Here is a 15,995-nt window from a genome sequence, read left to right on the forward strand (position 1 = left end):
ATATAAATATATATTTGGCCCTTTTACCTCAAGTACTTATATTCTCTTACTTATTAAAGCAAATTTATTCCATTACTTGTTAAAGATTTTTGCATATCAACCATCATTAAATCAGGTGCATGTAATACCGGTAACCCTGAAAGAATACGTACAACAAGTGCACCAGCAAAAGAACCGACCGCATACGCTCCAGGGGAAACCTGTGAAGCTGGACACGGCTTGCCATCATCCATTAATACTAGGGCTTTACCTACTGCATTTAATACACTTGGATCCAACTGGTCCTGAAGCCTATCGATAACTTTTGAAAAAGTTTCGGCGTATTGGTAATTATCAACTGGACCTTCAGCAGGTAATGAAAATATTTGTCTGAATGTACAGATTGAATCTGGATCAAAGTAAATACATCCTGCACCCCATCCAATAGCCAAAGCTGAAATTATATGCTTTCTTTGTTTTTTACACTCATCATGCAACGCTACAATTCCCGTCAAATCCAAAAAATCAATTGTGTCAAAGACTATATCTGCTTCATTAACAATTTCAGTTACATTTTTTTCAGATATAAATTTATCAAACTGTTTAACTTTAACTGATGGATTAATTGCTTTAAGCCTTTCTGCTAATGCTTTTACTTTAAGCTTTCCAATATCATCTGCAGTGAAACATTGACGATTTAAATTATGATCATTAACTATATCCCCATCTGCTAAAATTATATTTTCAAATCCTAATCTAACCGCTACTTCCGCAAATGAACTTCCGATTCCACAACCTGCTATTAAAATAGTTGTATTACGTATTTTATTTTGTAATTCGTTTGGTATATAGTCTATGTTTCTTAACGTGAATTGTTCATACAACATGTTTATTCCCCCTTTTAGTCTTGCTCATACTTTATCATAATTATTACTTTATTACTTTATTTTTTACAAAATAATCTTCCACATCATTTAATATTAAACAAGTTGGAATTGTATACCCTCCGAAATAATCCTTGCCCTCTTTTATAGGTTTAAAAGGGTAACCCTTTCTATTTATATAAACCATAAAATCATTTTCAATTATTGAATAAGCGTGTGTCATTCCATTTTTAATTGCCCATTCAAAAATTGTTCGAATTAATCCCATCGAAATATTATAACCTCTTTTATCTTTCGGAATAACTAATCTAGAAACTTCCAACCTCTTTTGATTAAAGTCTGAGGCAATTTGAAAACTTTCTTCTATTGGAATCTTCATATTACTCTCCGGGAAAATAAGTCTAACGCTTCCTACCAATATATTATTAATATCAAAAGCACCAAAGTGAAGGGAAGTTTCATCATACTTATCTTTTTCTAAACATTTTGAATATTCAGATGAGTCTAACCATCTTTTCTCCTCACAATAAATATCATATCTTAACTTGTATATAAGTTCTTTTTCTTCAGCGTCTTCGACTATTCTATACGTATACATTTTTTTACAACTCCATTCATTAAACATTAATATTTTAGCATATTAACTAAGAATTTACAATGCTTCTGAATTTCTATTCAAAAACAGCACCCGTTGCCGAGTGCCTCTGGTATCGAAGGATAATGTTGATTTAAGTTTAGGTGTCTATATACACATTGTGTTTATTTTGATATCTTCAATTTTACTTAAGTCTTCCTTTAAATTTGATATCTCTTTTTCTTCCCCACTTAGTTGCAATATTATGAGCCCTCTATCTGCACACAAATCTTTTGATGCTTCATGTAGACCTAATCTCATGCTAATTATGCAACCGTGTTTTGTTAGAATTTCTTGTAAATTTGGAGCAAACCTATTTCTTCCTTCTAAAGCAATAGCCATGATTGTAGTTTTCATATTAAAACCTCTTCCTTCCTAATTATTTTGTTGTTAATCTTTTTTATTGATAATAGCATTATTTTATACAAATTATATCATATAAAACAAATAAAATGTATCATAGCATTCGACAATATAATCTAACCTATACCAACAAATATAAAGGCAGGTATTAAAAAAAACTATACTTTGTACATAATATATTTTATTTGGTATATAACTATAATTTTGGGCAATATTTATAAGTATAAGAGCTAATTTATAAATTTAAAAAATTGTACAGTATAATTAGGAGGGTAAAATGTTAGAAATGAACAACATGGACGGAAATAAACGATTTATAACTATAGACGATCAATCTTATTTATTAACAGTAGGTTGCAAAACTATTTTAAATAAAGGAATAATAACAAACTATTTAATTAATATAGAAGACTATGCTGGCTCTATCACTGTATTACTTGATAAGAATGGAGATTCTATGCTCTCTCAATTAAGTTTATAATAAGTTAAAAAAGTAGGTCATCTAATTAATCAGATGACCTACTTTTTATTATAGTACCTTACTTAAAAATTCTTTAGTTCTTACATTTTTAGGATTGCTAAAAATTTCTTCTGGTTTTCCTTCTTCAACGAGGTATCCATCTGACATGAATAATACTCTATTTGCTACTTCTCTTGCAAATCCCATTTCATGAGTTACTACAATCATAGTCATGCCTTCTCTTGCTAGGTCCTTCATAACCTGAAGAACTTCTCCAACCATTTCAGGATCAAGTGCGGAAGTAGGTTCATCAAATAACATTATTTCTGGTCCCATAGCTAGTGCTCTAGCTATAGCCACTCTTTGTTTTTGTCCACCAGACAATTTATCTGGGTAAACATCAGCTTTTTCTCTCAATCCTACTTTATCTAAAAGACTATAAGCTTGTTTTTGTGCTTCTGCTTTAGTTAATTTCTTTATTTGTAATGGTGATAAAGTAATATTCTCAGTTACAGTAAGATGTGGAAACAAATTAAATGATTGAAATACCATGCCCAATTTTTCTCTAAGCTTATTTACATCTAATTTACTGTGAGAAATATCTTCTCCATCAACAAAAACCGCGCCTCCATCAATCTCTTCAAGCCTATTAAGGCATCTAAGCACCGTACTTTTTCCTGATCCCGAAGGTCCTATTAAGCAAACAACTTCTCCTTTACTTATAGTAAAGTCTATACCTTTTAAAACCTCTAAATCATTAAACACCTTTCTTAATCCTTTAACTTCTATCATCTCTGCACTCATCTTTGCAATCTCCTTTCCACGTACCTAGCTGCGTAAGTTAGTGTCATAATCATAATAAAGTAAAAGATTGCAATGAAACTCCAAGTTTCAAATACGCGATAATTTGTTGCAATAATTATTTCACCACTCTGCGTGAGCTCTCTAATTCCAATTACAGATAAAAGTGAAGTATCTTTTAATGAAATAATGAATTGATTAATAATCGCCGGAATCATATTCCTTATCGCCTGTGGCAATATAACTAGTTTCATAGTTTTACCATAAGGCAATCCTAAACTTCTAGCTGCTTCCATTTGTCCCTTATCCACAGCCATAATACCTGCTCTAAAAATTTCTACCATATATGCACCCGCATTTAAACTAATACAAAGTACACCTGCTACAAATACCGGTATCTTTAAATCAAAGGCAGCTGGAATTGCGAAATAAATAAATATTGCTTGCACTATAAGAGGTGTTCCTCTTAATATATCAACATAGATAGTAGCCACAATTTTCAAAATTTTATTCTTGCTTATTGACATCATCCCAAAAGATAAACCAATTATAGTAGCGATTACTAATGATATTGCAGTTATTTGTAATGTTACATATGCCCCGGATAAAAGAGAAGGAAGGCTTTGTTTTAGTAGTGTTAATATTTCCAAAGGTCTTACCCCCTTTCAATCTATATTATAATTTTATTTTTTAATATATTTTGCTATTATTTTGTCATACTCACCATTTGCTTTTAATTTTTTTAGACCATCATTGAAAGCAGTTAATAGTTCTGTATTGCTTCCTTTTTTAACTGCAAAACCGTAATTTTGTTTTGTTATTTTCTCACCAACAATTTTTAAATTAGATTTTGGATCTACTGAAATCATGTATGCAATTACAGGGTAATCCTCAAAAGTAATATCCGCATTACCATTCTTAACTTCTTGCATCATAGAAGCTGTGTTATTAAAATACTTAACTGTTATTCCTAATTTAGCTTTATTTTCTTCAGCATACGAAGCTCCAAGTGTTCCTTTTTTAACAGCAAAAATCTTACCCTTAAAATCTTCTATTGATTTTATTTTATCGTTACCCTCTTTAGCAACTGCTGAAAGTCCAGATTCAAAGTAACCCTCTGACATATCTAAAACCTTTTTACGATCATCTGTAATTCCCATACCTGCAATAGCACCATCAATTTGATTTGCTTGAAGTGCTGGAATTATTCCTTTGAAATCCATTGGCTTTAATTCATATTCAAATCCTTCTGATTTTGCTATAGCAGCTAATAAATCAATGTCAATACCAATATATTTACCATCTTTTTCATACTCAAAAGGAGCATATGTTGCATCTGTTGAAATAACATATTTTTTGCTGAATTTTTTATCTGTATTATCACTTGTATTTTTACTCGTATTTCCACACCCAACTAATCCAATTGTAACCATTGCTACTATTAATACTTTTAATATTGTTTTTTTCATTATTTTCCCCCTTGTCTTGTCTACACAAATCTTGTATAAGAATCATAATACTAAAAATCAATGCAGGATGCAATACTAATTTATTCACTTTATCTATCTTTTTGATTATTCAAAGATGTATTATGCAAGTTACCGTTATCATATTTCAAATTATATCGACTTTACTAGCCTTTCCATTGACATTAATATTTTTTAATGTTAAGATTCTCCTTAAATTAACTATATTATTATTGCGAAGATGGAGATTGTTATTTTATAAGCTTAAGTTACAGAGAATCGATATTGCTGAGAGTCGATACTAAGTGTAAAATTCAAATCACTCCTGAGCTGCTTTTCCGAATAAAGTAGGATAAGCCGGAGAGCCCCGATAAAAAGCTTAGGTTTTATGAACCGAAAGAGAGGTATCTTTTTATTAAGATACAATTAAGGTGGTACCGCGACTTACACTCGTCCTTGAATTTATTTTCAATGACGAGTTTTTTTTGTATAAAAAGAACTTTATTATTAAATTGGAGGCTTTAAATATGGAAAAGGTATATACAAATTTATCATCAAATCGAGAATTAAAAATTCACCTTCGCGAAATTCAGAAGGCACAATTAAATTTAAAAGGTATTTCTAAAAAAACAGCCCTTATATACAGTGATGTTTTCTCAAGCGAATGTGGGAATGAAGTTTATATTAAACCTGAAAATTTGCAGATTACTGGGGCCTTTAAAATCCGTGGAGCATATAACAAGCTTTGCACCTTAACACCTTCTGAGAGAGATCGAGGTGTAATTGCATCTTCAGCAGGAAACCATGCACAAGGAGTTGCATATTCAGCGCAGAAACTTGGTATTGCAGCCACAATTGTAATGCCTAAAACAACACCGCTTATTAAGGTTGAGGCAACAAAAAGCTATGGTGCAACTGTAATTTTAATCGGAGACTGTTATGATGAAGCTTATGCAGAAGCAAAAAAACTGGAAAAAGAACATAATTATGTTTTTGTACATCCTTTCGATGATTTAGATGTAATGTATGGTCAAGGTACCATCGCCTCAGAAATTTTAGAAGAAATCGATGATATAGATTGTATACTTGTTCCTGTTGGTGGTGGTGGCTTAATTGCAGGAATTGCTCTTGCAGCAAAAGCCTTGAATCATAACATTAAAATAATAGGTGTTGAGCCCGAGGGTGCAAAAGCAATGAAAGAATCTCTAGACAATAATGGGATTGTAAACCTTAAAACGGTTCGTACTATAGCTGATGGTGTGGCTGTAAAAAAACCTGGAGATCTCACCTTTGAGATTATCAGAAATTATGTGGATGAGATAGTAACAGTTTCAGATTTTGATATAATGGAATCTTTTCTACTACTACTTGAAAAACATAAGCTTATCGCAGAAGCTTCTGGGGCATTATCATTTGCAGGACTTAAGAAAATAAAAGAAAAAGGTAAAAAAGTAGCATGTATATTAAGTGGCGGAAATATTGACGTTGTTACAATATCCTCCATGATAAATAGAGGTTTGGTATCTAGAGGTAGACTATTCTGCTTTAGCATAGAACTCTCAGATAAACCCGGAGAACTAGTTAAGGTATCAACAATTCTATCAAATGCAAATGCCAATGTAATAAAGCTCGATCATAATCAATTCAAAACTAGTGATCGCTTTATGCAAGTACAACTTGAAATTACCGTAGAAACAAATGGCCATGATCATGTTAACGGAATCATAACAGCATTAAATAATGAGGGATATAAAGTCAATAAAATATACTAATATAATGATTAAATAACCAAGTCAAAACACTTTGAGAAAATACCATAATTTCTCAAAGTGTTTTTTTTATTGGCACAATTTATGAAGAGTATTTTTCTATATTACTGATGGTATCCCTTTTATAAACAAGTTTTAATAGCATAGGTGTTAAAAGTGTAGTTACTATGACTACAATAACCACCGGAACAAAAAATACTTTACTCATAAGCCCCGCTACAGCACCTTTTCCTGCTACTATAAGAGCAACTTCGCCTCTAGAAATCATTCCAATACCAATTTTCAAAGAATTTTCATTGGTAAAACCAGTTAGTTTGGCTCCTAATCCGCACCCAATAATCTTTGATAAAATTGCTACCAATAGTAAAAGTGTTGTGAATATTAAAAGATTACTTGAAATACCAGTAATATGTGTCTTTATCCCTATGCTTGCAAAAAATATAGGTGATAGAAGCATATAAGATAACACTTCAAACTTACCTAATATATAATCGGATTGATTGACATTTGAGATAATAATACCAGCCAAATAAGCACCTGTTATATCTGTTATGCCAAAGAATTTTTCTGATACATAGGATAACATCAAGCAAAAAACCATTCCATATATCGGCACTCTTCTCTTTTGCACATATTTATCACTGAGGTGCTTGAATACATAATTAAACACAATTGCTATAATGATTGCAAATACAAAAAACAAGAGAATTCTAATTAGGATACTCATTACACCAATAGATGGATCTGCAAAACCTAAAATAATTGTAAATAGAATTATTCCGATAATATCATCAATAACTGCAGCACCCAAAATAGCTGTACCTGTTGGCGTTTTTAGTTTCCCCATTTCCCTTAAAGTCTCAACTGTAATACTTACTGAAGTTGCTGTAAGAATGACACCGATGAAAATATTCTTCAATAATTCAATTTGAGACATTGCACTTAATGGTGTGTCTGAAAAAGCAATAGCAACAAGAAAACCACCACCTAAAGGTATTAGAACTCCCAAAAGTGCAATAACAAAGGATGATTTGCCGCACTTTTTCATTTCTTTAACATCTGTTTCTAATCCTGCAATAAACATCAACCCTATAACACCAAGTTCAGCCATTTTATCAATAAACGCTGTTTCATGAACTACATTCAAAATTGTTGGTCCAAGTATTAATCCTGCAATTAAAGCACCCACAACCTGTGGCATCTGAATTTTTTTAGTTAAAAGACCTAATACTTTTGTGCTAATTAAAATAATAGCCAAATCTAATAAAAAATTAATATCTAACAAATAAATTACCTTCTTTCAACAAATTTAAGATTGTTCTATTATTATTGTTATCAAGATATTGCATTAACTTTATAGGCTTCGCTAATATCAAAATTAACTGATTTTGCGGTGTATACGTTTAATACTATACTAGTCTTCTTGTCCTGTTTTGTCAATTATAGATAATATTTACAAGCAACTTTAAAGTAAAAAAAACACTTTGAGAAAATATAATTTCTCAAAGTGTTTTTTTATAACTATTTATATAGTTATATATAATATTCTTTATAAAAACCTAATTTAACTTCATCTCACATTGGCACAAATAATTCAGTCTCTCTATCTTAAAGTTTGACTTCGAGAGTATTTCTGGCCAAATTTTAACCATCTGATATACCTTTGTTTTCTTCTCCTCGAGCAATTTGCACCAAGGTACAAGTGCTGGATCAGTTTTTTTAGCCGCGTCTTTAGTTTCACCATACTTCCAACCACTCTTTTTTCTAAGGCGGTATAACCTCATATGTTCCTTTTCGGCTAAAATATCTAATTCTTTAATTGTAAATTCATTATATTCTGGTTTATCCTTAACGGAGACAACATCATAATTAATTTCCAGTAAGGAGTTAGGAATACTTCTAGCTCCATTTCGATTAGAGTTTTTAGACTCTTCGCTCAGATCTTGCCATGGCACTATACTGTTCCCTATCATACCGCCTTCTTCTTCATTAATTAGTCCACACTTTTCATAAATTGCTATAGCAAGGCTTTCAATTTTTTCACTATAAAATGCATCATGCATTAAATGGCGTAAAAACTGATCTTCATCTACATGCAGTTTCAGCTGTTCTTTGGAAGGCAAATGCGATTGCTCCCATTTCCTGGCATTATTTAACATACTCATCTCAAGTATAGCTTCCATAGACCTTGATTCATGTTTATATCTTGGGATTTTAAGAAGCGCTCTTAATACACCATTATCAATCTGAGTCTCACCACTATCATTTATAAGATGTGGTACTTTACGTTCAAGTAACGAACGTAGCAACATTGATCTTCGAATTATAAATAGCTGATCTCTTTTATCATCGGTTTGATTTGGTCCAAGAATATTTACATAACCTCTTAAACGACTTATAAAGTCAGGACCTTTTGCACCCTTAAATTCTAGTGAAAACTGTTTTTGTTCTTTTTCTCCCTCAATATCTTCTCCACAAAATCCTTTAAAAGTACTGCTTGTTCCTCCAGCAAATGCAAAAATAGCTTTTCCAATAGGATGAATCGAATCACCTTCCCTAAATAAGCCATCTTGCATCGGTGCTAAGAAATACTTTAACCAGCCTAGTTTACCTTCTAGAGCAGAATCAAATTCATCGAAAAATACTAGTGGAATTTTATCTCCAAGTGCGATATCTCGTACCTTATGAAAAGCATTTACTAAATCTAGCGGAGTACGGAACTGAGATAAATTAAAATCTATTTTTTCAATTACATTTGATGCAATACTATTAGCTACTTCAAGGATACCAAAAGATTTTCCAGATCCAGGAGTTCCAAATACTGCAATGCAAAGAGGTCTAACTGTATTTTTAGTTGATATATACTCGAGCATAAGATTTTTAATACTCCTATAACTTTCTATTTCCGCCTTATCTACTGTTGTCAGCTTTCCAAACTGTGCTATTGGTATAAATTTGAGCGCACTGTCTACTCCATTTTTAACAATATTATAAGCTATCTCTTCTAAATTAGTAGAACTTTTATCCTTTAAAATGTACCAACAAGCACGGCAATTCAGGTTAGGAGATGATGGCACTAGCACATCCTGGACATTCTCCCTAAGGATAAAATCATCTTCCTTTTCAACAAATATAGAAGGGCTTGGAAATGGACAATCTTCGACATTTATACCAAATGCCTGTATAAAATATTTTTGAGCCGAAATAGTGCCTTGACGTATCCCTGTGCTTATTGATTCTGATAACTCTTCATTTTCTTGCCTGCCTGTTACAATAAAGCTTGCAAGGCCTGCAACAAATGCAGACGTAAGGCCATACATTTTACCTTGAGTGTCTTTAATAAAACCTCCTTCGAATTCATATGGAAGGAAATACAATCTAGTTTCAGGTTTACCTTCAGTCTTATAATAGATAGCTCCTTCAAGCCCAATAGGAACTATAAGGTGATGACAATTTGAAAGAAAATTAAGACTCGGATTATTATTTATTTGCCAAACAAAATCTTGTGCTGTCCTCTCCCAAGATAGACTCTTACTAATATTAACTCCCTTAGATCGTAAATCATCAACATTTATAATCACTATTGTCTTTTCATTGTGAAATTTTTGAAGATGTTTCCATAGAGCACTAGTATCAATAGGATTATTCATTTTATACAAGATTATTGGTGATGTTCCCTCAGTCTTTAATGCTTTAGGCCAAAACTCTTCGTTAGAATTAAACCCATTATTTTCATCATCCAATATAATAATATCAGCCTTTTCATCATCATTTATAATAGGAAGTAACCTAGACTCCCCAGACTGGGGTCCTGTAAATCCCATAAGACGGCTTATCCTATATACTTTCCCGTTGTTATTTTTACCATCAAATAAAGGAAAAAGTTCGACTTCTGCAGTGGAGCTTAGGAAATCTCCTTGCCTAATTGATTCTATATCTTTCATCTGTGGTGAAATAACTGATGATTCTGTTGCTAGTGATACAAGTTTTGCTAGAAGTAATGCTCCGCCTGGTTTTGAATTAGTAAACATGTTTAACTGAGTTTTCCAATTAAGACCTTTATCACTCTGAGGATACGTTATTCTTTGAACGAAATTTACACATATGTCTCCTGATACAACAATTTTCATATCTTTATTTTTCATATTTAATCTCCTATTATGGATGAGGATAGATTAACAATATCCTTATCTTATTTATTATTAATATTTAAGCACTCTATCTATATATTAATCCAATTATAATCTAAATTTCAGAATATTTGTTTTTTATTCTATCATGCTTACTTTCCTTTATCAACTCTTTAAGGTAATAATGTTATATTACTTAAATTTTTTAGTCTCCAAAATTGAAAACAGAAGTACATGCATAATTTAGATTATGCATGTACTTCTGTCTTTACTCCTGTTTAATATCATCTTTTATACCATATTATATTAATTCCAATTTTCAGCATTCTTAATTAAATGGTCTGCATTTACCTTCTTAAGCACTACCACAAATCCTATACATATTAAACACATAAGCGAAATAATCCTGTATATAGCAAATATACTTATATGCTCTAACAATAATCCGCAGCCTATATTCCCTATAAATGCTCCAAGTCCACATGCCGCTCCAAAAAAAGTCATGGAAGACGTTTTCATTTTTCTTGGAGTAATAATATTCAAATATTCCAGTGCTGCCATAAAAAATAGTGGAAAAGTGATACCTTGCATTACTTGAATCATTATTACATAAACATAAGATGTACATATTGAGTCTAAAAAATATCGCAAAGTAAAAAGTAACATTCCAACAATAAATACATTAAGCTCACCATGCTTTTTTAAAAGGTTTTTTCCAAAGAAAAATATAGGTAATTCGCTTATGGCAAGAATAAACCATAATAATCCAAGCTGCGAAACGTCTCCCCCAGTCTCTTGTATAAGCAAAGAAATATAGCTACCGTTGCTTCCATTAGCAATATTTGCGAATACAATAGCAACTATAAAAACAAAGAATTTTCTATCCTTTATTAAACTTGTGATATCAGCTAAATCAATTTTTTGAGGAGTAGTTTTATCTTTGTAATCTATACTGCATACAATCATAGCTCCCGTAAACATAATTATAGAATATAAAAAGAAAGCGCTATTTATACCAAAGTATTTTATTAATATCCCCAAAAATAAGGCTATAATTGCAAAACCAAGTGAACCCATTAGTCTTATTCTTCCATATTGTATCTCTCTATGATGGTCCATAATTTCATAAGTATAAGCATCTGACACAGATATAAGTGAACTCTGAAAACTTAAAAGTAAAGCTATACTAAATAAAATATAATAAAAGTTTTTAGCAAAAACAAAATTATAAATTGAAACTGAACTTAATACCATTGTAATTATCATTGTCGTTCTTTTGTTTAAATATTTGTCAGTTATTACACCCCATATTGGTTGAGTTATTACTCCAGTTATAGAAGATACCGCATATGCAATGCCTATTTGCGTATAGCTTAACCCCCTAAGTTGAAAATAATATGTTAAGAATGGAGAAAAACATGCAATAGCTCCAAACTCAACAATATAAAGTATTTTTAATTTTAAAGATAATATGTTATTATTCATAATTGCTTTCTAGGCTTATAAATTTTATACAAACAGGGCTAGGAACTTTAACACTCTTTTTTAGTGCTTCTAGTTTCCCTGAATTCAAATCTATTTTAAAAGTTACGATAGAGTTAGAATTCTGATTACAAGCGAAAAGGAAATTACCTGTAGGTTCAATTACAAAATCCCGTGGATATTCTCCATAGCTAGATGAATGACCTAATAATTCTAGCTTACCTGAAACCCTATCTATTTTAAATATAGCTAAGCTATCATGCCCTCGATTAGATGCATAAAGAAAATTGCCATTTAGTGAAATATGAATAGCCCCACAGGTATTTTCTCCTTCATAATCCTTAGGCAATGTCGAAATATACTGAACTACTTCAAAAGTTTGATTCTCTTTTGAATATAATGCTACAGCAATCTCAGAGCTAAGTTCGGTAACGATATATGCATTTTGTCCATTTGAATTAAACTCCATATGTCTTGGCCCACAACCGGATTTCATTTTTAATGATAATTTCTCATTAAGTGTAAAACTGCCCAATTTACGGTCGTGATCATAAAATTTCACACTATCTATTCCTAAATCTACCACACATAGATATTTCCCATCTGGGGTTAATGTAACATAATGCACGTGAGGTTTCGACTGCCTTATTTTATTTGGTCCTACCCCTTCATGTTTTAACACTATTGATAATTCTTTTAGACTTCCATCATCATTTACCGGAAATACCGATACGCTGCCACCCTCATAATTAGCTACAAAAACATAATTGTTATCGCTTGTTGTGCATACATTACAAGGTGACTTTCCTTTTGTTATCTCAACATTCATTAAATCTATTTTGCCTGTACCTTGATTTATAATATAAGCTGCAACAGCTCCGCCAACCTGACCATTATAAACTTCATTTTCTAAGGCCGCGTATAGAAATTTATTATCAGAACTTATATGCAAATAGCTTGGATTATCAACTTTTGAAGTTACATAGATATGCTCCAGGTTTCCTGTTTTCATATCAAGATTATATGTGTATATGCCATCACTGTCATTTTCATTTGTATATGTTCCAACATAAGCTATATATTTCCTTGTCAAAATACCCATTAAACAATTCCTCCTTAGCTTATTATTTTATAGATTATTTTTCTATTACAGATTGAATAAATCTTCCATTCTCATAGAATAATTCACCGTCTGCATAAATCTTTCCGCCATTTCTCATATCGCAAAGCATATCCCAATGAATAGTAGATCTGTTTAGCCCCCCTGCCTCAGGCATTGAATCTCCAATTGCCATATGCACAGTGCCACCAATCTTCTCATCAAATAACATATTTCTTGTAAAATCCTTAATTCCATAATTAGTACCTATAGCCACCTCACCAAATCTGCATGCTCCTTCATCAGTTTCAATAAGCGCTTTAAGTAGGTCTTCACCCTTCTGCGCAGTTGCTTTAACTACCTTCCCTTTTTCAACCTCCAAAACTATTCCCTGAATTTCTTTTCCCATATATATTCCTGGAAAACTAAAGGTAATTACTCCATCTATACCATCTTCTACAGGTGATGTAAATATCTCTCCATCTGGGAAATTTACTTGTCCATCGCAATTAATCCATTTCCTTCCTGATATATTTACTTTAATATCCGTTCCCTCAGAAATAAATCGTAATTCTTTTTTAGTATCTAGGTATTTAACCCCTTTTTCTTGCTCGGCACTTATTCTTTTCCACTGCGCTACTGGATCCTCAGAATTAAGTTGCCCAGCACCGTAAACAAAGTCCTCGTAATCACTTAAACTCATTGAAGCTTCCTGAGCATCTGCATATGTAGGAAATTGTGTACCACACCATCTTAAGGAGCCATTACCCATTTTCTCTGAATATATTTTCCTCCAACTTGCTGCCCCTTGAGAAGACATTTTAAATTTTTCGGCATCTATTCTTGAATTAGTTTTTGTGTTTCTGCCTCCCCAGGCAGATATCCAAACATCTGCCTTTTCAAGCATAGTTTTAAAAAGAATATTTTCACTAAGAAGTTGCTTCTCACTACTATATTTAAGTATCATTTCCAAAACATCTTGTGAAGTTAATAAAGTTTCAACATGAGCACCTGCCTTAACAGCTTCTTTAACTACCTCTACCATCCAAGGTCTTGCAACCTCATCACAAGATACAAATACAAAATCGCCCGGTTTAACCTTGGTAGAATAATTAACAAGTAACTTTGCAAGTTTATTAAGTCTTTGATCAGCCATTTATAATTTCCCCTTTCTCATTAATATCAGGATAACTAAAGGTGTTTGTTGCCTTTTTAGTTCTCCACTAAAATAATTTATATTATATATTTATTTTACCAAATCTTAACTGATAATACTAATTAAATTTCAATGTTTCTACTCTTCTTATTTGGTGCCACTCCCGCAGAAATCCATACTAATATTATATTTAAACTAATATGTATCTACTATTTTCCACATACCGTTTCCTATAAAAAAAAGACACCATCAAATGATTTTGTAATCATTTGATGGTGTCCCTAATATTCATTTTTTAAAAGTTATCCACTTTTTTAAGCAATTTCCTTACTGTTATACACATTTATATCTAATTCATTCATTTTTTTACTTGAAACTAATCCTGCTACCATAGAATCACTAACATTAAGTGCTGTTCTAGCCATGTCAATTAGTGGTTCTATAGCTATTAAAAGACCTGCAAGTCCTACTGGAAGACCCATAGCTGATAATACAGTAAGGGCTGCAAATGTTGCACCACCGCCTACTCCAGCTATACCAAATGAGCTTATTGCAGTAACTATTATAAGTTTAACTAAAAATGCTGGTGCCATTGGATCTATTCCAACAGTTGGTGCTATCATAACAGCAAGCATCGCTGGATATATTCCTGCACAACCATTTTGTCCAATACTTGTACCTAATGAAGCTGAAAGATTTGCTATTCCTCTTGAAACACCTAATTTATCTGTTTGTGTCTCAACATTTATAGGAATTGTACCTGCACTTGTTCTTGAAGTAAAAGCAAAGATTAATACTGCTGCCGACTTCTTTAAATACGTTAATGGGTTTAACCCACTAACTGCAAGTATAATGAAATGTACTACAAACATAATTAATATTGCTACATATGAAGCTAAAACGAATTGCATCAGTTTTGCTATTTCTGCAAAATTACTTGTAGAAACCATCTTAGTCATAAGAGCTAATACTCCATATGGAGTTAATTCGAGTATTACCGTTACCATTTTCATAACCACATCATGAAGAGCATTTAAGAATTTAATAAAGGTTTCTGCCGATTCCGGCTTCTTCTTTTTAATTGCAACAGTTGCTATTCCAAGAAATCCTGCAAAGAAAACTACTGATAAAGTTGCAGAGCTTCCTTGTCCTGTTAATGAAAAGAAAGGATTGGTTGGTATAATTTCAACTATCTGATCTTGCACAGTAGTTGCTTTAAATTCTGTTAGTGATGCATCAAGTTCTTTCCCTTGTTTAACCTGAGCTTCTCCAGCTTGTATTCCATTAGCATTAAGTCCAAATGCCCCTGCAGTAAAAGCTCCTATAGCTGCTGACATTGCTGCCGTTATAACAAGAACAGCTATTATAGTTCCTGCTTTCTTTCCTAAGTTTTTAGAGTTTTGATTAATAATCGCTGTTGAAATTGATACAAATATTAGTGGTATAACTATCATTTTTAGAATTCTCACATAACCAGTTCCAATGACACTAAACCAATTGTTAGCCTCAATAACTACAGGACTTGTAACTCCATAAGCTATCTGGAGCACCGCTCCGTATAAAATACCTACAACTAGAGCTGTTAAAACTCTCTTAGTAAATGAGAGATGTTTTTTCTGCATCCATACTATTCCATATACCAAAGCAAGCATTATAATAATATTTAAAATTACGTGTATAATAGTGTTCATTTTTTTTGCTCCTTTAAGATTATTTATTTTATTTTAGAACTTATATTTTTATCAAATCGCAATACATACCATTCCTATATG

14 protein-coding genes and 1 other annotated feature are annotated in these 15,995 nt (G+C 32.0%); of the genes, 2 read left to right on the top strand and 12 right to left on the bottom strand.

What is annotated here, in order from left to right; translation table 11 throughout:
- Positions 1–53: 53 nt before the first annotated feature.
- From KPL55_RS06685 to KPL55_RS06695, 3 genes are all read right to left on the bottom strand, one after another.
- On the bottom strand, positions 54–866 hold the full coding sequence (locus KPL55_RS06685; protein WP_216305933.1) for a HesA/MoeB/ThiF family protein: 813 nt from the start codon (positions 864–866) through the stop codon (positions 54–56).
- 43 nt (positions 867–909) lie between these two features.
- On the bottom strand, positions 910–1,461 hold the full coding sequence (locus KPL55_RS06690; RefSeq protein ID WP_216305934.1) for an N-acyl amino acid synthase FeeM domain-containing protein: 552 nt from the start codon (positions 1,459–1,461) through the stop codon (positions 910–912).
- A 144-nt stretch (positions 1,462–1,605) separates the two neighbouring features.
- Positions 1,606–1,854, bottom strand: coding sequence for a CPF_0552 family protein (locus KPL55_RS06695; protein ID WP_216305935.1), 249 nt, complete (start codon positions 1,852–1,854; stop codon positions 1,606–1,608).
- A gap of 283 nt (positions 1,855–2,137) precedes the next feature.
- Between KPL55_RS06695 and KPL55_RS06700 the strand changes: the two genes are divergently transcribed.
- Complete coding sequence (locus KPL55_RS06700; protein WP_216305936.1) at positions 2,138–2,341, top strand: DUF6440 family protein; 204 nt, start codon at positions 2,138–2,140, stop codon at positions 2,339–2,341.
- Positions 2,342–2,389: 48 nt separating this feature from the next.
- Here the strand turns inward: KPL55_RS06700 and KPL55_RS06705 are convergent, their stop codons facing one another.
- Genes KPL55_RS06705 through KPL55_RS25915 form a run of 3 tightly spaced genes read right to left on the bottom strand, consistent with a single transcriptional unit; the run spans position 2,390 to position 4,590 of the window.
- Positions 2,390–3,112: an amino acid ABC transporter ATP-binding protein gene (locus KPL55_RS06705; protein ID WP_216306023.1), complete on the bottom strand. Its 723-nt coding sequence runs from the start codon at positions 3,110–3,112 to the stop codon at positions 2,390–2,392.
- Between the two features lie 8 nt (positions 3,113–3,120).
- Positions 3,121–3,771: an amino acid ABC transporter permease gene (locus KPL55_RS25910; RefSeq protein WP_246599331.1), complete on the bottom strand. Its 651-nt coding sequence runs from the start codon at positions 3,769–3,771 to the stop codon at positions 3,121–3,123.
- 33 nt (positions 3,772–3,804) lie between these two features.
- Complete coding sequence (locus tag KPL55_RS25915) at positions 3,805–4,590, bottom strand: transporter substrate-binding domain-containing protein (RefSeq protein ID WP_246599332.1); 786 nt, start codon at positions 4,588–4,590, stop codon at positions 3,805–3,807.
- Positions 4,591–4,816: 226 nt separating this feature from the next.
- Positions 4,817–5,048 (top strand) — a binding site (T-box leader).
- A 66-nt stretch (positions 5,049–5,114) separates the two neighbouring features.
- On the opposite strand from KPL55_RS25915, the gene ilvA reads away from it, so the two are divergent.
- Positions 5,115–6,359: a threonine ammonia-lyase gene (gene ilvA / locus KPL55_RS06715; RefSeq protein WP_216305937.1), complete on the top strand. Its 1,245-nt coding sequence runs from the start codon at positions 5,115–5,117 to the stop codon at positions 6,357–6,359.
- 79 nt (positions 6,360–6,438) lie between these two features.
- Here ilvA and KPL55_RS06720 read toward each other — a convergent pair whose 3' ends face one another.
- The 6 genes from KPL55_RS06720 to KPL55_RS06745 form a co-directional block, all read right to left on the bottom strand.
- Positions 6,439–7,641 (bottom strand): cation:proton antiporter, encoded by a 1,203-nt coding sequence (locus tag KPL55_RS06720; protein WP_216305938.1) that lies wholly within the window; start codon positions 7,639–7,641, stop codon positions 6,439–6,441.
- A 274-nt stretch (positions 7,642–7,915) separates the two neighbouring features.
- Positions 7,916–10,501, bottom strand: coding sequence for a RyR domain-containing protein (locus KPL55_RS06725; RefSeq protein WP_216305939.1), 2,586 nt, complete (start codon positions 10,499–10,501; stop codon positions 7,916–7,918).
- Positions 10,502–10,792: 291 nt separating this feature from the next.
- The gene (locus KPL55_RS06730; RefSeq protein WP_216305940.1) at positions 10,793–11,971 is read right to left on the bottom strand and encodes an MFS transporter; all 1,179 of its coding nucleotides are present in this window, start codon (positions 11,969–11,971) and stop codon (positions 10,793–10,795) included.
- Entirely contained in the window at positions 11,964–13,070 is a 1,107-nt protein-coding gene (locus KPL55_RS06735) for a lactonase family protein (protein ID WP_216305941.1), read from the bottom strand. Before KPL55_RS06735 ends, KPL55_RS06730 begins: the two co-directional genes overlap by 8 nt.
- Positions 13,071–13,104: 34 nt before the next feature.
- A complete protein-coding gene (locus KPL55_RS06740; RefSeq protein ID WP_216305942.1) occupies positions 13,105–14,223 on the bottom strand; it encodes an aminopeptidase in 1,119 nt (372 codons plus the stop codon).
- 314 nt (positions 14,224–14,537) lie between these two features.
- Positions 14,538–15,914, bottom strand: coding sequence for an L-cystine transporter (locus KPL55_RS06745; RefSeq protein ID WP_216305943.1), 1,377 nt, complete (start codon positions 15,912–15,914; stop codon positions 14,538–14,540).
- Positions 15,915–15,995: the final 81 nt, after the last annotated feature.

The organism is Clostridium lacusfryxellense, assembly GCF_018861735.1.
Classification (GTDB): domain Bacteria; phylum Bacillota; class Clostridia; order Clostridiales; family Clostridiaceae; genus Clostridium_AD; species Clostridium_AD lacusfryxellense.